Origin of the sequence: Diaphorobacter sp. LI3, from assembly GCF_022807955.1 — a bacterium.
Classification (GTDB): Bacteria; Pseudomonadota; Gammaproteobacteria; order Burkholderiales; family Burkholderiaceae_C; genus Diaphorobacter; species Diaphorobacter nitroreducens.
Map to the genome: position 1 here is coordinate 2,186,098 of NZ_CP094346.1, position 19,221 is coordinate 2,205,318.

The following is a 19,221-nucleotide window of genomic DNA, read 5'->3' on the forward strand; positions in this document are numbered from 1 at the left end:
AGGAAAACGCTGATTATGAACTTCGAACTGAAGACGCTTTCGCTGGCTGCCGCTGCTGCGCACAAATGCGACCTGCTGGTGGTGCTGGTGCCTGAAGGCTTCCTGCCGGGCAGCGACGTTCTGTCGACCATGGTTGCGCATGCGCTCAAGCAAGGCGATCTGGAGGTGAAGCCGGGCAAGCTCCTGCAGTGCTACGCCCCCGCCGGTGTTGCGGCGCGTCGGGTTGTGCTGCTGGGGTGCGGTGCGGCCGATGCACATGCGGTGCGCCAGGCCATGCAAGCCTTAGCCCCCTCGTTCAAGTTGCCGTCGGTCAAGCGCGTGGCACTGGTGTTTGGAACCTCGGCCCAGCGGGGCGCCATCGGCGCTGCGGTGCGTGCGGTGGCCGATGGGAGCTATGTCTACACGGCCACCAAGACCAAGGCTGAGCCGCGTGCCTTGCTGCGTGTCACCCTGGGCGTGCCCGATGCGGGTGCGGCGCAGCCGGAATTCGCCACGGCCACGGCCGTGGCGGCCGGTGTAGAGTTTGCGCGCGAATGGGCCAACCGCCCTGCCAACCATGCGACCCCCACGCTGGTGGCCAATGCCGCCAAGACCCTTGCGAAATACCCCGGCGTCCAGTGCCAGGTGCTGGGCCCTGCCGAGGTGGCCAAGCTGGGCATGGGGGCGTTTCTGGCGGTGGCTCAAGGGTCAGACCAGCCGCTTCGCCTGGTGGAATTGCGCTACAACGGCGCGGCCCGCACGCAGGCTCCCGTGGTGCTGGTGGGCAAGGGCATCACGTTCGACACCGGGGGGATCTCGCTGAAGCCCGCGGCGGAGATGGACGAGATGAAGTTCGACATGGGCGGGGCGGCGAGCGTCCTGGGCGTGTTCCGGGCGCTGGCGGAACTCCGGCCGGCGATCAACGTGGTGGGGCTCATTCCCGCGTGCGAAAACATGCCCGATGGCAAAGCGGTCAAGCCCGGCGATGTCGTGACGAGCATGAGCGGCCAGACCATCGAAATCCTCAACACAGACGCAGAAGGGCGTTTGGTCCTGTGCGACGCGCTGACCTACGCGGCACGCTTCAAGCCAGCCGCCGTGGTGGACATTGCCACATTGACAGGCGCTTGTGTGGTGGCGCTTGGTGGCTTGCGCAGCGGACTGTTTGCCTCCGATGACCTGTTGGCGGCACAACTCCTATCGGCAGGCGATGCCGCGCTTGACCCCTGCTGGCGTATGCCCTTGGATGACGAGTACGCAGAAGGGCTCAAGAGCAATTTTGCCGACATGGCCAATGTGGCAGGCCGGGCAGGTGGTTCGATCACCGCCGCGAAGTTCCTGCAGCGCTTCGTCGGGGACACGCCGTGGGCACACCTGGACATCGCTGGAACGGCTTGGAAGGGCGGTGCCGCCAAGGGCGCCACCGGCCGGCCTGTGGGACTGCTGGTGCACTATCTGCTGGAGCGGGCGACAGTGAGTACCGTGAAACCCAAGCAAAAGACGCGCAGTCGCAAGTCGGTGGCTTGAGGGCCATGTCGTTGAAGGTGCCCGCATGACACAGGTGGCATTCCACTTCAATGCACCCGACAAACTGGCGTATGTCTGTCGCCTGGTGCGAAAAGCCACCCGGCAGGATGCGCGGGTGACGGTCACGGGTGATGCAGACACCTTGCTGCGGCTGGATCGCCAGCTCTGGGCGTTGGCGCCTTCGGATTTCGTCGGCCATTGCCTGGGAGACGCCGACGAGGAAATTCTGCGTGCCTCTCCCACCGTGTTGGTGCAAGACCCTCGTACCAGTCCGAATCGGGACGTGCTGGTCAACCTGGGAAATGTCTTGCCCGACGGATTTGCGCAGTACGCTCGGGTCGTGGAGGTGGTCAGCCAGGCGGATGAGGATGATCGTAAGCGCGCGCGGGAGCGCTGGCGCGGCTACGCCGCGCTGGGGTATGACATCGTTCGCCACGATCTGGTACTCAAGGAAAGCGCGGGATGACAACACCCACCAAGAAACCTCCCAGATTCGTGCCCACGCTCACCGACGTGGTGCAGATGCCCGAAGCCGAAGGGAGCTCGGCGCGTCCGTCGCCTCCGGTGACACGGCCTGCGACCACCGCTGCGTCGCTCTCTGTGCCTTTGCCAGCGGCTCCGCATTCACCACCGCCCCTCGCAGCTCCCGCGCCGGTTGCGCCGCTGCCTGCAGGGCTGCCCTACGGGTTTGAGGAGTACGTGGTGCATCGCGTGATGCAGCGCGTGGACGTCGTGCTGGACCAACGTTTGCGCGAGGCGATCGCAGTGGTGGTACAGGAGCAGACACGGTCCATGGTGCCTCGTCTGCGAGAGGAAGTGGAATCGGTAGTGCGGCAGGCCGTCTACGAAGCCGTGGCCGAGGAACTGGCAGGCGAGCGCAGCGGCCATTGATGCTGCGTCAGGGTATTTCCCTGTGTCGTTTCGCAGAACCTCCTTGTGTTCCCTAGTGATATGGAACATAAATTGCGATATGTTTCTCCGCGTTGGTTCACAACAATATTTCCAGCGCTTTTCTTAATTGGAGATCCATATGCAACTGAAGTTGAAAATGACCGTGGCTGCTGCGATCGCAGCGGTTGCCGGTGTGGCCGCTGCCCAGGGCGTGACGGTGGTGAAGATCGGCAACGTCGCCCCGATGTCCGGTCCGCAGGCGCACTATGGCAAGGACATCGAAAACGGCGTGCGCATGGCGATCGACGACATGAACGCCCAGGGCGTGGTCATCGGCGGCAAGAAAGTCAAGCTGGAACTGGTCAACGAGGACGATGCGTCCGACCCCAAGCAGGGCACCGCGGCCGCGCAGAAGCTGTGCGACGCCAAGGTCGCAGGCGTCGTGGGCCACCTGAATTCCGGCACCACCATTCCCGCCTCCAAGGTCTACAACGACTGCGGTATTCCCCACGTCACGGGCGCGGCCACCAACCCCAGCCTGACCAAGCCCGGCTACAAGACCACGTTCCGCATCATCGCCAACGACAACGCGCTGGGCGTGGGCCTTGCGATGTATGCGGCGGAAACGCTCAAGCTCAAGAGCGTGGCCGTGATCGACGACCGTACGGCCTATGGCCAGGGCGTCGCCAACGTGTTCAAGCGCGCGGCCGCCGAGAAGGGCATCAAGGTGGTCGACGAGCAGTTCACCACGGACAAGGCCACAGACTTCATGGCCATCCTCACGGCCATCAAGGCCAAGAACCCCGACGGCGTCTTCTTCGGCGGCATGGACCCGCAGGCAGGTCCCATGCTGCGCCAGATGGAGCAGCTTGGCATGGCCAACGTCAAGTACTTCGGCGGCGACGGCATCTGCACCACCGAGCTGCCCAGACTCGCGGCGGGCGCCAAGACGATCGGCAACGTCATCTGTGCCGAGGGCGGCGCGTCGCTCGCCAAGATGCCTGGCGGCCTGGAGTGGAAGAAGCGCTATGACGCCAAGTACCCCGGCCAGTACGTGCTCTACAGCCCCTACAAGTACGACGCCACCATGCTGCTCGTCGATGCCATGAAGCGCGCTGGCTCGTGGGACCCGAAGGTGTACATCCCCGAACTGCTCAAGTCCAACTACAAGGGCGTGACGGCCAATATCAAGTTCGAGCCGAATGGCGAGCTCGTGAACCCCGCCATCACGCTGTACGTGTACAAGGATGGCAAGAAGGCGCCGCTGAACTGACCGGCGTATCCGCCAGGCGGCACATGCGGTGCTGCCTGGATGCAAAAGGGGCTTCGATGAACTAGCCGTTCTGTTAAAGTGTTGCTAAGAAAGCTGTAATGGCTCAAAATTCCGCCCTAGTCAACGACTAGGGCGTTTCTTTGTCCAAGGAAAAATCTCATCCAACTTCAGTAAAGCCGACTAAGTGGCCGCCTAGATTTCCGCCGGCCGCGGCGGGTATTCAAGTCAATCACTGCAAGAACCCCAAGTGCGGTAACTTCGGCGTACCGCCCAAGCTTGCGGTTGCCCGAGGCGGGGCCGGTACTCCAGCTTCTTCCGTTGGCCCAGGCGACTACACCGTGGTCGCTACCGGTAAGGACCAGCCGGCACTGAAGTGCCGCCTGTGCGAGGAAATCACCCCTATGCAGAGCAACTTGGCGATTGCCGAGGAGCTTATGCGCATGTCGGAGTACCTTGAACCAGTACTCCCGCAGTGTCCGAACGAGGCCTGCTCTCTATCGGAGGGGGCGCCATCCCTTGAGAATGTGACTCGCTTCGGCACCAACGCCCACGGAACTCCCCGGTTCAAGTGTGTCGGCTGCAAGAAGGCGTTCTCCTTCGGCGGCCGGTCAACCAAGCGCCAACGTCGCAGTCACTCCAATCGCGATATCTTGGTGCATCTGATGAACGCCATGCCGCTGCGGCGCATCATCAAGGTCCTCGATATCTCCCCCAGCCAGCTATACGACCGCATCGACTTCCTCTATGAGCAGGCCCAGATGTTCGCCGGCGAGCGTGAGCGAACCCTCATGGGACGCGACGACCTAGGCTCAAGATATCTGTCGGTTGACCGGCAAAAGCTGGTGGTGAACTGGCACTCTAAGAAGGTGCGAAAGAACACACTTTTGCTGTCCATTGCAACGGCCGACCAGGCTACGGGCTATGTGTTCGGGGTCAACGTCAACTTTGACCCTGCGCTGGACTCTGCTGACGTAGAGAAGGACATGGTTCGCTTTGGCGACCATGCACTTGCCAGAGCGTTTCGCCGCTACGCGAGAGTCTGGCTACCGGCTGATTGGAATGCTGCGGCTGAGAGGGCGGCGCCTCGCGGAGGTACCTCCCGAAAGCCTATGGAATCGGTCATCGAAGAGACGTACGACGCAGCCTTAGGTCGCCCCGATATAGAAGATGGTGAAGGCCCCGCGAACTCATCCCGTGCCCCCGTAAAGGGCATGCTGCTGCATGAGCAAGTGGTGATGTACGCCCACATCCAGCTTGTCACTCGACTGCTCTGCCGTGCCAAGAAGATTCGCTTCTTCACAGACCAGGAGTCGGGCATACGTGCGGCCATTCTGACGGCCGTGCCGAAAAGGGTTCTGGACCGGACGGCTGACGCTTTCTATGTCAAGGTGCTCAAAGATATGTCAGTGGACATGAAGCGCGCGCTGGTTGGTGCAACCAAGCGGCGTCTGGCGCGCTTAGCGGAGAAATACGGGGTAACCCCTGAGGCTGCAGAACTTCTGGCTGCCGAGGAAGAACTGGCGCGCATGGTTGCCATCGGCAAGTGGGGGGACCGCTGGTTCCGCCATCCCATATCGGAGATGCGTGAGCCTGAGAAATCCGTTTGCTGGCTGACCGATATCGACCCGGTCGAAACCGAACCGGACAAGCGTCGGCTCCAGCTTAGCCACCAGGCGCTACTGCACCTGAAAGCCACCCTTACCGCTGTCGACCGCTTCTTTATGCAGGTCCGGCGAGGCCTCACGCTGGCAGAACGCGCGGTGGCCAGCGCCAACACCGACCGACGTCTCTGGTTCGGGAAGAGCGCCTACAACCCCGAAGTCCTGGTGAAGGTGCTCGGCATCTTCCGGACGTACTTCAACTACTGCGAGGTTGGCCGGGACGGGAAAACGCCGGCAATGCGGCTGGGGCTGGCGCGCGGACCCATAGCGCCCGAAGACATCATCTATTTCACTCCCGAACCGCCCGAAAGACGCCGCGCGCCTGCCGCTCGGTCGCTCAAGCCCTCCGGCCCCGTGGCTCACGCAAGCGAGTCACTTGCCGCGTAGGACCCGTAGTTCGAGGTGAGCTTGGTCCGCAGTCAGGGAGCTCACTCGCACTTGGTAGACAGAGAGGGGGGCTCCCGATTCAGGCCCCGAGGACTCTTCCCATTCGGCTACACCCCCTTCACCCTCGCCGCTCACCGAGGAAAGGTACGGGCTCCGCCCTGTGCAGGCCAGCACTACTGCCGGGGCTAGGGTCATCCGCGGCAGAATACCGGTTGGTTTGACCCAATTTGTTACTTCAGCGCCTCTGATAAGGACACGACAAGGCTGGCTGCCATTGTCTCGCCAAGCCTCAACGCTCAGAGAGACAGTCCGATTGCCGTATGCCACGGGAGTGCTGCCCCTGAAGTCCGGAGCGGGCTCGTCGTTGCAGGCAGTGAGGAAGCTGGCGGCACACACGAGCGCGACGCCTAGGGAAAGGGGCTTGAAATTCAGCATGTCCCTTATAGCGACCAAAGAAACGAAGCCCCTCGTGCCGAAGCAGAGGGGCTTGAATCAAGGGCTTAGCAACACCTTAACGGAACGGCTAGCTTCGATGAAGCCCCTTTTGCATGCCTGCACGCACGCTTTCAGCGGCGTACCTGCAGGGCTCCCGGATTGACGATGTTGGTGGGCGTTCCCTTAATGTAATTCACGACATTGTCGAAGGCGGAACCGAAATAAAGCTCGTAGCTGTCCTGCTCCACATAGCCGATATGGGGGGTGCAGATGCAGTTCTCCAGCCGCAGGAGGGCGTGCCCTTGCAGGATGGGCTCGCTCTCGAAGACATCCACGGCGGCCATGCCGGGGCGCCCGCGGTTGAGCCCGGCGATCAGCGCGTCGGGTTCTATGAGCTCCGCGCGCGAGGTGTTCACGAGCAGCGCCGTCGGCTTCATACACGACAGGTCGTCGAGCGTCACGAGGCCGCGCGTCTCGTCCGTGAGCCGGATGTGCAGCGACACCACGTCGCATTGCGAAAAGAACTCCGCCCGCGTCGCGGCCACCTGCAGCCCGTCGCTGAGCGCCTGTGCACGCGACGCCTCCCGGCCCCAAACGCGGACGTTCATGCCGAACGCGCGGCCGTATCCGGCGACGATCTGCCCGATGCGGCCATAGCCCCAGATGCCCAGGGTCTTACCGCGCAGTATGCAGCCCAGCCCGAAGTTGGGCGGCATCGAGGCGGTGCGCAGTCCCGATTGCTGCCAGGCGCCATGCTTGAGGTTGGCGATGTACTGGGGCAGGCGGCGCATGGCGGCCATGATGAGCGCCCAGGTCAGCTCCGCGGGCGCCACGGGCGAGCTCACGCCCTCGGCCACGGCGATGCCGTGCTCGGTGCAGGCGGCGAGGTCGATGTGCGAGCCTACCCGCCCCGTCTGCGCGATGAGCTTGAGCCGCGGCAGCTTCTCCACCAACTGCCGCGTGATCTGCGTGCGATCGCGGATCAGCACGATGACATCTGCGTCCCGCAAGCGCACCGATAGCTGCCCCAACCCCTTGACGGTGTTCGTGTAGACCTTTGCGGAGTAGGGGTCCAACCGTGCCGCGCAATGCAGCTTGCGCACGGCGTCCTGGTAATCGTCGAGTATTACGATGTTCATCTTGTCCACTTACTGCGCACACAGTGGCGCAGCTTTGTTTCTCTGCAATGGTTCCAAAGGAGCGCATTGCCGGTCTCAATGGATCATTGTCGCTGATAAGAAAACCTGTGCAGCGTAGTTCCACCGATGGGCACCAGGCGCATTACCGTGGCGAATACGCTATTGCTTACATTTTCAGAGAGTATCTGCGCCTTTTTCCCATTTGTGCAGTTACAAATGGCCGTGCATTCCACCAGTTTGTTTTCGGCATCAGCAATCACCATGAAAAACCGCGAGCCTCACGCCCTCTCCTCAACCCTCCAACTGGCCCGCGGTTTGGCTATGGCCTTGGCCGTGGCAGCCTCCGCCGGTGGCGTGGCAGCCCAGACCTACATCAACGCCACGGTGGGCGGGCAAATCGCTCCCGGCGTCTACGGCCGCGTGGATATCGGCAACAGCGCGCCTGCGCTGCTGTACCCGCAGCCGGTGGTGATCGCACCTCCCGCGGTGTATGTTCCCCGTTCGCCCATCTATATGTATGTGCCGCCGGGCCATGCCAAGAACTGGTCCAAGCACTGCGCGCGCTACTCTGCTTGCGGTCAACCCGTGTATTTCGTGAAGGAGCCCCCGCGCCGGCCCGGCAAATTCCGCGATGACCGCGACCGGTTCGATGGCCGTTCGTTTGACGATGGCCGCGGCCACTGGAACGGCCGCGACCGGGATGATGACCATCGCGGCCGTGGGAATGGAAAAGGCAACGGCAACGGCCGAGGCCACGGGCGCGGTGATCGCTGAGGCAGGCCTAAAGCCTGGCATCTGATGGCCGCAGCACGATGAGGGTCCAGGCTTTTCGAGGGAGGCATTTCCCTCCCGAAGTTTTCGAGCCAACACTGCGTGTGCTCGGCGGTGTTGCCTTAAGCTTGTGTGCCTATGGCACATGTGACGTTCTCCCCTCCCTATACACCGCCCTCACAGGTCGTCGCGCAGTTGCGTGACCGAGGTTATGCGGTGCTGCAACCCCGGGACACAGCGACATGGGTGGGATGTGCCCTGCGCGATTTGGAGGCTCTGGGGGCCGACTGGTCGGACCTGCCCCCGGATGACTACCTCAAGGACGGAGGCCGGTACCGCAGGCGGCGCCACTCCTGCTTCATTGTCGAGGGACCCGCCGTGAACCAGGCACCGCACCGCGCGCACTGGCAGCCGGTGGAGTACAACGCGCTGCACGGAGGGCTGCAGCGCTGGTTTGCGCCCATGCGTGACGAAATGGTGGCTCGACCGGTGTGGCGGCAACTCATGCAGGCGGCTGCGGGCCTCTCGCAAGCGATGTGCGGGCAGCCGTCTCAACCCTGCTACATCGAAGCACATCAGTTTCGCATTGACACCGAGGGCGGCATCGGCCGTCCGACACCCGAAGGCGCGCACCGCGACGGCGTGGACCTGGTGGCGGTGTTCCTGGTAAGCCGCCAGGGCATCAAGGGTGGAGAGACCCGCATCTTCGAAGCCACGGGCCCGAATGGACAGCGGTTTACCTTGAGCGAGCCCTGGTCCGTCATGCTGCTGGACGATGCGCGCATGATCCATGAAACCACACCCATCCAGCCCACCGAAGATGGCGGCTGGCGCGATACCCTGGTGGTTACCTGCCTGGGCGGTGGCTTTCAAGGGGATGCGTCCCAATAATTGATGCGAATCAAGCCTTGAAGGCCGCGTACGCATCACACTCGTTGTTGTTGCAGGCCTTCCAGGCCTGCCACCCTAACCAAAAGGAGGTTCCATGTTCAAGCACATTCTGATTCCCGTCGATGGCTCGGAGACGTCCATGAAGGCCGTGGCCAAGGCGGCAGCGCTGGCCAAGACCTTCGGCAGCGCCGTGACGGCGCTGTACGTGATCGACCCTTATCCCTTCACGGGGGTGGGCGCCGATTTCGCCTACGGCCAGGCGCAATACCTCAGTGCCGCGACGGCCGAGGCGAACACGGCCCTGGACGCCGCCAAGGCCGCTGTCACCCAGGCAGGGGTCGCCAGCGTCAACACCATGGTAGGCGAGGGGCATGCGATCCACGACGGCATCCAGCGCGCCGTCGAGAGCACGGGCGCGGACCTCATCGTGATGGGATCGCACGGTCGCCGCGGGCTGGAAAAATTGGTATTGGGCAGCGTCACACAGCGCGTGCTGGGCGTGGCCCACGTGCCGGTACTGGTCGTGCGGGATTGACCGGGCGGACATCGCCACACATGAAAACGGCTCGCAACGCGAGCCGTTTTCTTTTCGCGCCCCGATCACGGAACGGGGCGCTGCGAGCACGGGTCACTCAATCCGTGCACCCGAGGCTTCCACGATACCCTTCCACTGTACGTATTCGTTTTTGAGCAGGGTCGAGAACTGTTCCGGCGACATGGCCTGTGGCTCTGCGCCTTGCGCTTGGATGGCGGCCTTCATGTCCGCGGTGGCGAGCAGTTTGTTGACTTCCGCGTTGAGCGTGTTCACCACGGCTGGCGGCGTGCCTGCCGGCGCCAGCACGCCGTACCAGGTGCTCACGTCAAAGCCCTTGAAGCCGGACTCGGCCACCGTGGGCACGTCGGGCAGCGACGAACTGCGCTTGGCCGAGGTGACCGCCAACGGACGCAGCTTGCCCGCCTTGATCTGACCCATGGCCGAGGGCAGCGACGAAACCAGCAGTTCCACATTGCCCGCCAACGCATCCATGAGTGCCGGGTTGGAGCCTTTGTAGGGCACGTGGCTCAGCTTGATGCCGGCAGCTTTCTCGAACAGGTCGCCCGCCAAGTGAATGGAGGTGCCGTTGCCGGGCGAGCCATAGGTGACGGTGCCCGGCGCGGCCTTGGCGGCCGCCACCACGTCGGCCAAAGATTTGTACTTGGAGTTGACACTCGTGGCGATGACCACTGGCGTGTACGCCACGTGGGCCACGGCCGTCAGGTCCTTGGTGGGGTCCCACGGCAGGTTCTTGTACAGCCAGGGGCCGATGACCAGATTGTCCTTCTGGCCCATGACGATGTCATAGCCTGTGGGAGCGGCCTTCACCGCCTCGGTAATACCGATGGTGCCGCCAGCTCCCGGCTTGTTGTCGGCCACCACGGTCCATTTGTTGGCTTCCGTCAGCTTGGCGGCGACCAGGCGTGCCAGGATGTCGGTGCCGCCGCCGGGCGGGAAGGGCACGATCAAACGGATGGGCTTGGCGGGATAGGCGCCGGCAGCGGGTGCACTGGTCTGGGCATGGGCGGGCATAGCGCCCAATGCACAGGCGAGGGTGGCAAGAGAAAGGATGTGTCGACGAAGCATGGGGAAAAGTCTCCTGGAGAACCTGGTATGGGACATGGCGCATCTGGCGCGCGCCCGCCTGGATGATGGCCCAGCCATCGTGGGCCGCACCGTGCCGAAGCGCGCGCATGCCATCGCCATCGGCGATGGCGGGGCGTGGCGTCTCAGAGGCGCTCGAAAATGGCAGCGATGCCTTGCCCACCGCCGATGCACATGGTCACCAGCGCGTACCGGCCCTGGATGCGCTGCAGTTCGTGCAGTGCCTTCACGGTGATCAGCGCACCGGTGGCGCCGATGGGATGGCCCAGCGAAATGCCCGACCCGTTGGGGTTGACCTTGGCCGGGTCCAGGCCCAGGTCGCGCGTGACGGCGCAGGCCTGCGCGGCAAAGGCCTCGTTGGCCTCGATCACGTCCAGGTCGTTGACCGTGAGGCCTGCCTTCTTGAGCGCCAACTGCGTCGCGGGCACAGGGCCGATGCCCATGTACTTCGGGTCCACGCCCGCATGGGCGTAGGCCACCAGGCGCGCCAAAGGCTTTGCGCCGCGGGCCTGCGCTGCCTTGGCATCCATCAGCACCACAGCGGCAGCCGCATCGTTGATGCCCGAGGCATTGCCCGCCGTCACCGTGCCGTTGTCCTTCGCAAACACGGGCTTGAGCTTGGCCATGTCGTCCAGTGTCGCGCCGGCGCGGAAGTGCTCGTCGGTGGCGTATTGCACCTCGCCCTTCTTGCTCTTGAGGGTGACCGGGACGATCTGGTCCTTGAAGTAGCCCGCTGCCGTGGCACGCTCGGCACGGTTGTGGCTCTCCACGGCCAGGCGGTCCTGGTCTTCGCGCGTGATGCCCCACTTGGCGGCGATGTTCTCGGCCGTCACGCCCATGTGGATGTTGTGGAAGGGGTCGTGCAGGGCGCCGATCATCATGTCGATCATCTTGAAGTCGCCCATGCGCGCGCCCCAGCGGCTGGCGAGGCTCGCGTAGGGTGCGCGGCTCATCACCTCCGCGCCGCCGCCGATGGCCACGTCGGCATCGCCCAGCTGGATGGTCTGTGCGGCGGACACGATGGCCTGCAAGCCCGAGCCGCACAGGCGGTTCACGTTGAACGCGGGCGTGCCCTCGGCGCAGCCGCCCTGGATGGCCGCCACGCGCGAGAGGTACATGTCCTTGGGCTCGGTGTTCACCACGTGGCCAAACACCACATGGCCGACGTCCTTGCCGTCCACTTGCGCGCGTGCCAGCGACGCGCGCACCACGAGCGCGCCCAGCTCGGTGGGCGGAACGTCCTTCAGGCTACCGCCAAAGGTGCCAATGGCGGTGCGCACGGCACTGACTACGACGACGTCACGGGACATGGTTTTCTCCTGTAATGGTTTTGAATCAAATCAGGCTCTAGCGCTTATTGGATAAGCGCTAGCAGCTACAAAATGCATAGTAATAGTTGCACTGCGCCGGGGCACGGCATCAGGCCTCGCGCACGTCGGCCACGGGGTTGGCGCCGAAGTCTGTACGCTGCAGCCAGGCGAGCACGCGGGCAGCCGCGGCGTGTGGCGAGGTGAGCATGCCGCCCGTCTTGAGGGCGGCGAAGTTCTGCACATCCGGAAAGTCGGCCGGGTTGGCGCCGCGCAGTTGGATCTGCATGTCGGTGTCGATCACACCGGGAGCCAGTGAGCATACCTTGGCGCCGTGGTGCTTGGCGGCTTCGTCCAGCGCCAGGCACCGCGTGAAATGGTCCATGCCGGCCTTGGCCGCGCAGTAGCCGGACTGGGACGCCATGGCGCGACGCCCCAGCCCCGAAGAGATGTTCAGTACCTTGCGCGCCACGGAGTGGGGCGGTGCAGCCCAGCCTTCGGTCGCGCCCAGGAAGGCGGCCGTCAGCAGCATCGGCGCCTCCAGTCCCACGCGCAGCGCGTTGGACAGCTCGGCCATGTCCTGCGGGCTGGTGCATGCCGACAGCGGCGCGATGCGCGGGATCACGCCGGCGTTGTTGATCAGCGTGGCGCTGGCGTACCGGCTGGCAGGCTGCGTGGCCAGCCATTCGCGCAGGCGCTGAGCGGCCTGCGCAGGCTGGGCCAGGTCCACGCTCCATTGCTCCAGCGTCGCGCCCTGCGGCACGGCCGTGGACAACGGCGCAGAGGTGCTGCGCGCCAGGCTGATCAGCGTGTTGCCGGGTTTCAGCAACTGGTGTGCCATGGCCAGGCCCATGCCGCGCGAGCCGCCGGTGAGGATGTAGAGGTGTTGCGTCATGCGGGCATGGTAACGGCCACGCACGCGGCGATCAAAACGGCGGTGCCGAGGCAAACGCGCACCAGCCACCCTGCAGCGGGTGCGCGAACTCCAGCACGCAGGCGTGCAGCAACAGGCGCGGTGCGCGGGCTTGTACGGACGCATCGGCATAGAGCTGGTCGCCCAGGATGGGGTGGCCCAGTGCCGCCAGGTGCACGCGCAGCTGGTGTGTGCGACCGGTGACGGGTTCAAGCTCCACGGAGGTGGTGTCGCGGGCGGCGTCGTGCGCCAGCACGCGCCAACGCGTGAGGCTGGGCTGGCCGTGCGTGGCATCCACCACGCGCAGCGGACGGCGTTCCCAGTCCGCCGCGATGGGCAGCGCGATCTCGCCCCAGCCGTCCGCGTGCGCAGGGTCGGGCGGCGGCATGCGGCCCGCCACCACGGCGCGGTAGCGCTTGTGCACCAGCCGCTGGGCGAAGCTGTGGCTGAGGGCCCGCTGCATCGCGGCGCCCCGCGCCATGAGCACCAGTCCCGACGTGGGCTGGTCCAGCCGGTGCACGATGAGCGCGTCGGGCCACAGCGCCTGGGCACGCGTACTCAAGGCATCCTGTTTGTCGGGGCCCCGTCCGGGCACGCACAGCAATCCCGAGGGTTTCTCCAGCACCAGCAGCGTGTCGTCCACGTGCACGCTGCGGACGCCCTCTGATGGGCTGGCCGGCATACCCTGCAAAGGTGCATGCGCCCCCGCCGTCTGTACGGCCTGTGGTGCTGTCAACTCAACCGCCATGGGCCAGCCGGTCCACGGTCGCGCACAGCTCTTCCACGTCATTGGGCTTGTGGATCAGCGCGCGTGCGCCTTCGGCCAGCGCGGCCTGTTCGATTTCCGCCGTCACATAGCCGGAGGCCAGTGCCACTGGCAGGTCGCTGCGGATGGTGCGGGCCGCGCGCACGAGATCCAGGCCCGAGTAGCCCGGCATGTTGTAGTCCGTCACCAGCAGGTCGTAGCGCTCGGGGTGGGCCTGCAGGGCGTCTGTGGCTTGGTGCGGGTCGGTGAAACCGCTGACCTCGTAGCCGCGGCGGCGCAGCAGGCGCTGCACCAGAAAGACCAGCGCCTCGTCGTCGTCCACGTACATCACGTGCAGCAGGCGGTCTGTTGCCGGCGCCACCGCGGGCGGGCTGGCGGGCGCGACCGGCGCGGGAACCTCCGGCAGGGCGGCCACCATGGTGTACGACGCCACGGGAAAGTACAGCGTGAAGCGGCTGCCCTCGCCGGGTGCGCTGTGCACGTCCACGCCACCACCGTGGGTGCGCATCACGCCGTGCACCACCGCCAGTCCCAGGCCGGTGCCCTGGCCCACGGGCTTGGTGGTGAAGAAGGGTTCGAAGATGCGCGACTGGGTGGCGGCGTCCATGCCCGGGCCGTTGTCATGCACGCGCACGGCCACGTAGTCGCCCGCGCTCAGGCCCAGGCTCTCGCGCATGCGCTGGTCGGGCTGGATCAGCGCAGCATCCACGCGAATCCGGCCACGGCGGCTGCCGATGGCGTGCACGGCGTTGGTGCACAGGTTCAGCACCGCTTGCTCCACCTGCGTGGCATCCGCCAATACGGGGGGCAGGTCGGGGGGGACATGCACGGTCAGCTCGATCTCGGGGGGCAGCGTGACCCTCAGCAGCCGTTCGGTGTCGTGCACCACCTCTGCCAGGGTGACGGCGGCACGCTTGGGCGGCTCGTTGCGGCTGAAGGTGAGGATCTGCCGCACCAGGTCGCGGGCGCGCCGGCCGGCCTTGTCGATTTCCAGCAGGCTTTCGTACATCGGCGTGCCGGGTGGGCAATCGGCTTTGGCCAGCTCCACGTTGCCCAGGATCGCATGCAGGATGTTGTTGAAGTCGTGCGCGATGCCGCCGGCCATGGTGCCGACGGCCTGCATCTTGTGCGACTCGCGCAGCTGTCCCTCCAGCGCGTTGCGGCGGGCTTCTTCGCGCTTACGGGCCGTAAGGTCGCGGGCAAACACGGTGGTGGTCTCGCCTTCCGCATGGCGCTCGAACGACACGCTGATCTCCACCGCCAGCTCGCGGCCTGATGCCGTGAGCGCCGTCATCTCCCCCAGCGCCGCCTGCGTGGTCAGTTGCGCGAACGCCAGCACCTGCTGGGCCTCGGGCAGAAAACGGCTCAACGGGCTGCCCAGCGCGTCGCTGGTGGCGCACTGGAACAGCATCGCTGCCGTGGGGTTGAACACGGTGATGCGCTCGTGCTGGTCAACGCAGATGATCGCGTCGAGCGCGGAGTTGATCACCGCCTCCAGCCGGCGCTCGCTGGTGTGCAGTTGCACGTTGCGCTCCTGCAGCTCCTGTGCGCTGCGCTGCAGGGCCTGGCGTTCGGCCAGCAGCGGCCCTTGGTCGATCACGGCGCACAGAAACTGCGTGAGCGGCGCGTCCTGCTCGGAGCGCGACTCGATGCGCGCGATGTGCAGGTCGCCAGTGATATGGCGGCCCTCGCTGATGTGGAACACAACCTCCGTGGCCTCGGCCGTGCCCATGGCCCGCGCCTGGTCGAAAGCCTCGCGCACACGCGGCGCGTGGCTGTCGCTCACGAAGGGCATCAGTGCCGTCAGGGGGCGGTCCGTCTCGCGCGGTTGGAACGAGCGCTGTGCCATGGAGTTGGCCTGGACCACCATGTCATGCTCGTCCACCACCATGAGCGACAGCGGCACGCTGGAAAACAGGGCCTCGAATCGCTCGGAAGCGCTTTCGGCCGCGGCCTGGCTGTAGCGCAGCACCTGGTTTTGCGCCTCCAGCTCGGCCTGTGAGGCGCGCAGCTGCGCAATCAGCTCGGCCACGTCGCCGTTGGCCCGTTGAGGGCCGCGGCGCTCCGGCTGCTCAGGGGGGGACGAGGCAGGCTCCGCGGCGGGAAACAGCAGGGACAGGTCGGGGCGGCTCATGGGAATCGGGCAATCCGCAGGCCTGCCAGTGTACGCGTCTGCCTGGTGCCCTACAGGCCGGTGCCGCTGCCTCGTTCAGCGGCGCACCGACAGCAGCTCGATCTCGAAATTCAGCGTGGCGTTGGGCGGAATCACGCCGCCCGCGCCGCGCGCGCCATACGCAATCGCCGGCGGGCAGGTCAGCTTGGCCTTACCGCCCGGCTTCATGCGCTGTACGCCTTCGGTCCAGCAGGGGATGACGCGGTTCAGCGGGAACTCGGTCGGCTCGCCGCGCTTGTAGGAGCTGTCGAACTCCTTGCCGTCGGGGAAGGTGCCGCGGTAGTGCACCTTGACGGTGTCGGTGGCCTTGGGTGATTCACCGCTGCCGTCCTTGAGCGACTCATAGACCAGGCCGCTGCCGGTGGTGACGGCAGGGGCCTGTGCCTGGGCTGCGGAGGCGAGGGCAAGCGATGCGAGCAGTGCGAGAAGGGGGCGCATGGGTCAAACGTTCAGAAGCAACAAAGGCCCGATGGTAGGGCCTTTGTGAATGCCTGAGCGGAGAAGGCCGTCAGCCCAGTTCGCTCACCGGAACACAGCTGCAAAACAGGTTGCGGTCGCCGTAGACGTTGTCCACACGGCCCACGGGGCTCCAGTACTTGTTCTGGCGCAGGGCGGCAACGGGATAGGCTGCCGCATCGCGCGGGTAGGGGTGCTGCCAGTCGGCAGCCAGCAGGCACTCGGCCGTGTGGGGTGCGTTCTTGAGGGGGTTGTCGTCCTCCGGCCAGGTGCCGGCCTCGATCTGGCGGATCTCGCGCCGGATGGCGATCATCGCGTCGATGAAGCGGTCCAGCTCGAACAGCGTCTCGCTCTCGGTGGGCTCCACCATCAGCGTGTTGGGCACGGGGAACGACAGCGTGGGTGCGTGAAAGCCGTAGTCGATCAGGCGTTTGGCCACGTCCTCGGCCATCACGCCGCTGGTGTCCTTCAACTGGCGCAGGTCCAGGATGCACTCGTGCGCCACATGGCCGTTGGCGGAAGCGTACAGCGTGGGATAGTGGTCCTTCAGGCGCGCGCTGATGTAGTTGGCGCTCAAGATCGCTGTCTCGGTCGCGGCCTGCAGACCGTCGGCGCCCATCATGCGGATGTACATCCAGCTGATGGGTAAAACGGCTGCATTGCCCAAGGGAGCTGCGCTGACAGCTCCTGTTTTGGAAGCAATGCCGCCCGTGGCATGGCCGGGCAGGTAGGGCACGAGGTCCTCCACCACGCACACCGGGCCCACGCCGGGGCCGCCGCCGCCGTGGGGGATGCAGAAGGTCTTGTGCAGGTTCAGGTGGCTCACGTCGCCGCCGAACTCGCCCGGCGCGGCCACGCCGACCAGGGCGTTCATGTTGGCGCCGTCCACATACACGCGCCCGCCGTGGCTGTGCACCAGCTCGCACAAGGCCTTCACCTGGGTCTCGAACACGCCATGCGTGCTGGGGTAGGTGATCATCACGCAGGCGAGGTTGGCACTGTGCTTCTCGCATTGGGCTTGCAGGTCCGCCATGTCCACGTTGCCGTTCTCGTCGCACTTGGTCACCACGACCTGCATGCCCACCATCTGGGCGCTGGCGGGGTTGGTGCCGTGCGCGCTGCTGGGGATCAGGCAGATGTTGCGGTGGGCGTGGCCCTGGGCCGCGTGGTAGGCCTTGATGGCCAGCAGGCCGGCGTATTCGCCCTGGCTGCCTGCGTTGGGCTGCAGGCTGATGCCGGCGTAGCCCGTGGCCTGGCACAGCCAGGCGCGCAGTTGCTCGTCGAGCAGGCGGTAGCCTTCGAGCTGGTCGGCCGGGGCGAACGGGTGCACGTGGGCGAACTCGGGCCAGGTGATGGGGATCATCTCGCTGGTGGCGTTGAGCTTCATGGTGCACGAGCCCAGCGGGATCATGGTGCGGTCCAGCGCCAGGTCCTTGTCGGACAGCTGGCGGATGTAGCGCAGCATGCCGGTTTCGGAATGGTGGGTGTTGAACACCGGGTGCGCCAAGAAGCGGCTGGTGCGCGCCAGGGTGTCGGGGAACAGCGCCGGTGCGCCGGCGGCGTCCATCGCCTCGATGGTGGGCAGTTGCTGGCCGTCCCGCGCAAAGATCTTCCACAGCAGCTCGATATCGGCGCGGGTGGTGGTCTCGTCCAGCGAGATGCACAGGTATTCATTCCAGGCTTTTCGCAGGTTTGCGCCCATCTGGACTGCGCGAGCAGCTATTGAATCCGTAGCATCCTTGGTGTGCAGGCTGAGTGTGTCGAAGGCCGAGCCATGGTGGCGGCTGGTGAACCCCAGCTGCGCCAGGCCGCGGCTCAGGATGGCGGTGAAGCGCGCCACGCGGCGGGCGATGCGCGTGAGGCCCTCGGGGCCGTGGTACACGGCGTACATGCTGGCGATCACGGCCGGCAGCACCTGGGCCGTGCAGATGTTGCTCGTGGCCTTCTCGCGGCGGATGTGCTGCTCGCGCGTTTGCAGCGCCAGGCGGTAGGCGGGCTTGCCGTGCACGTCCACGCTCACGCCCACCAGGCGGCCGGGCAGGCTGCGCTTGAATTCGTCGCGGCAGGCCATGAAGGCGGCGTGCGGTCCGCCGGCGCCCATGGGCATGCCAAAGCGCTGGGTGGAGCCCACCACGATGTCGGCGTCCCACTCGCCGGGGGCCTTGAGCAGCGTGAGCGCCAGCAGGTCGGTAGCGAAGATGGCGGCGGCCTGTTTGGCGTGGATGGCGTCCACGTCGGCCTGCCAGTCCTGCACCCAGCCGCTGCTGGCAGGGTACTGGATGAGGGCGGCGAAGAAGTCGCCGGCCAGGGCCGCCTGCCATTCCTCCTGGGAATTGGCCACCACCACGGTGATGCCGATGGGGGCGGCGCGGGTCTGGATGACTTCGATGGTCTGCGGGTGCGCATCGCCTGCCACGATGAAGACGTCGCTCTTGGACTTGACCGAGCGCTTAGCCAGCGTCATGGCCTCGGCGGCAGCGGTCGCCTCGTCGAGCATGGAGGCGTTGGCGATGGGCATGGCCGTGAGGTCGCACACCATGGTCTGGAAGTTGAGCAGCGCCTCCATGCGGCCCTGGGAGATCTCGGCCTGGTAGGGCGTGTAGGCCGTGTACCAGGCAGGGTTTTCCAGCACGTTGCGCAGGATGACGCCCGGCGTGTGCGTGCCGTAGTAGCCCTGGCCGATGAAGCTCTTGAGGATGCGGTTCTTCGACGCAATGGCCTGGAGTTCAGCCAGCGCTGCGGCCTCGGTGGCCGGCGCGGGCAGGTCCATGGGGCGCTGGCGCGCGATGGAGCGCGGCACGATGGAATCAATGAGCGCGCGGCGCGAAGCCTCGCCGATCACCGACAGCATGTGTGCTTCGTCGGCGGCGTCGATGCCAATGTGGCGGGGCAGGAATTCAGCGGCGTTTTCAAGCGCCGCCAGGGGCAGGGGGGAGGGCATCTGCATGGCGAGGGACCAGTCTCAAGAGCGATGGGGCGGTGCGGCGGCGCCGTGTGCACGGCGCCGCGGGTG

At 65.5% G+C, this 19,221-nt stretch carries 16 protein-coding genes; 8 read left to right on the plus strand and 8 right to left on the minus strand.

The features are described from left to right. The first annotated feature begins 15 nt into the window (after positions 1–15). From MRB47_RS10130 to MRB47_RS10150, 5 genes are all read left to right on the plus strand, one after another. Positions 16–1,506, plus strand: a complete 1,491-nt coding sequence (locus MRB47_RS10130) for a leucyl aminopeptidase (RefSeq protein WP_252100612.1) — start codon at positions 16–18, stop codon at positions 1,504–1,506. Between the two features lie 25 nt (positions 1,507–1,531). Further along, positions 1,532–1,972: a DNA polymerase III subunit chi gene (locus tag MRB47_RS10135; RefSeq protein WP_196995311.1), complete on the plus strand. Its 441-nt coding sequence runs from the start codon at positions 1,532–1,534 to the stop codon at positions 1,970–1,972. Then, positions 1,969–2,397 (plus strand): hypothetical protein, encoded by a 429-nt coding sequence (locus tag MRB47_RS10140; RefSeq protein ID WP_135148542.1) that lies wholly within the window; start codon positions 1,969–1,971, stop codon positions 2,395–2,397. The genes MRB47_RS10135 and MRB47_RS10140 overlap by 4 nt, the downstream gene beginning before the upstream one ends. 139 nt (positions 2,398–2,536) lie before the next feature. Then, positions 2,537–3,670 carry a branched-chain amino acid ABC transporter substrate-binding protein gene (locus tag MRB47_RS10145; RefSeq protein WP_135147924.1) on the plus strand — a complete coding sequence of 378 codons (1,134 nt, stop codon included), beginning with the start codon at positions 2,537–2,539 and terminating at the stop codon, positions 3,668–3,670. Between the two features lie 140 nt (positions 3,671–3,810). Then, positions 3,811–5,718 (plus strand): hypothetical protein, encoded by a 1,908-nt coding sequence (locus tag MRB47_RS10150; protein WP_252100595.1) that lies wholly within the window; start codon positions 3,811–3,813, stop codon positions 5,716–5,718. A 566-nt stretch (positions 5,719–6,284) separates the two neighbouring features. On the opposite strand, the gene MRB47_RS10155 is transcribed toward MRB47_RS10150, so the two are convergent. Next, positions 6,285–7,292: a D-2-hydroxyacid dehydrogenase family protein gene (locus tag MRB47_RS10155; RefSeq protein WP_252100613.1), complete on the minus strand. Its 1,008-nt coding sequence runs from the start codon at positions 7,290–7,292 to the stop codon at positions 6,285–6,287. Between the two features lie 261 nt (positions 7,293–7,553). Here MRB47_RS10155 and MRB47_RS10160 point away from each other — a divergent pair, with 261 nt between their 5' ends. From MRB47_RS10160 to MRB47_RS10170, 3 genes are all read left to right on the plus strand, one after another. Then, positions 7,554–8,066 (plus strand): hypothetical protein, encoded by a 513-nt coding sequence (locus tag MRB47_RS10160; RefSeq protein ID WP_047350659.1) that lies wholly within the window; start codon positions 7,554–7,556, stop codon positions 8,064–8,066. 135 nt (positions 8,067–8,201) lie between these two features. Beyond that, positions 8,202–8,954, plus strand: a complete 753-nt coding sequence (locus MRB47_RS10165; RefSeq protein ID WP_252100614.1) for a 2OG-Fe dioxygenase family protein — start codon at positions 8,202–8,204, stop codon at positions 8,952–8,954. Positions 8,955–9,048: 94 nt separating this feature from the next. Then, entirely contained in the window at positions 9,049–9,489 is a 441-nt protein-coding gene (locus MRB47_RS10170; protein WP_015913273.1) for a universal stress protein, read from the plus strand. Positions 9,490–9,582: 93 nt separating this feature from the next. Here the strand turns inward: MRB47_RS10170 and MRB47_RS10175 are convergent, their stop codons facing one another. From MRB47_RS10175 to gcvP, 7 genes are all read right to left on the minus strand, one after another. After that, positions 9,583–10,575, minus strand: a complete 993-nt coding sequence (locus tag MRB47_RS10175) for a Bug family tripartite tricarboxylate transporter substrate binding protein (RefSeq protein WP_088886825.1) — start codon at positions 10,573–10,575, stop codon at positions 9,583–9,585. Between the two features lie 143 nt (positions 10,576–10,718). Continuing rightward, positions 10,719–11,903 (minus strand): beta-ketothiolase BktB, encoded by a 1,185-nt coding sequence (gene bktB / locus MRB47_RS10180; protein ID WP_011805180.1) that lies wholly within the window; start codon positions 11,901–11,903, stop codon positions 10,719–10,721. A gap of 109 nt (positions 11,904–12,012) precedes the next feature. Next, positions 12,013–12,795, minus strand: a complete 783-nt coding sequence (locus MRB47_RS10185) for an SDR family NAD(P)-dependent oxidoreductase (protein WP_252100615.1) — start codon at positions 12,793–12,795, stop codon at positions 12,013–12,015. Positions 12,796–12,826: 31 nt separating this feature from the next. Further along, entirely contained in the window at positions 12,827–13,495 is a 669-nt protein-coding gene (locus MRB47_RS10190) for an RluA family pseudouridine synthase (RefSeq protein ID WP_252102614.1), read from the minus strand. 55 nt (positions 13,496–13,550) lie between these two features. Further along, entirely contained in the window at positions 13,551–15,713 is a 2,163-nt protein-coding gene (locus tag MRB47_RS10195; protein WP_252100616.1) for an ATP-binding protein, read from the minus strand. A 75-nt stretch (positions 15,714–15,788) separates the two neighbouring features. After that, positions 15,789–16,190 carry an FKBP-type peptidyl-prolyl cis-trans isomerase gene (locus tag MRB47_RS10200; protein WP_015913278.1) on the minus strand — a complete coding sequence of 134 codons (402 nt, stop codon included), beginning with the start codon at positions 16,188–16,190 and terminating at the stop codon, positions 15,789–15,791. 70 nt (positions 16,191–16,260) lie between these two features. Beyond that, a complete protein-coding gene (gcvP, locus tag MRB47_RS10205) occupies positions 16,261–19,155 on the minus strand; it encodes an aminomethyl-transferring glycine dehydrogenase (protein ID WP_252100617.1) in 2,895 nt (964 codons plus the stop codon). Positions 19,156–19,221: the final 66 nt, after the last annotated feature.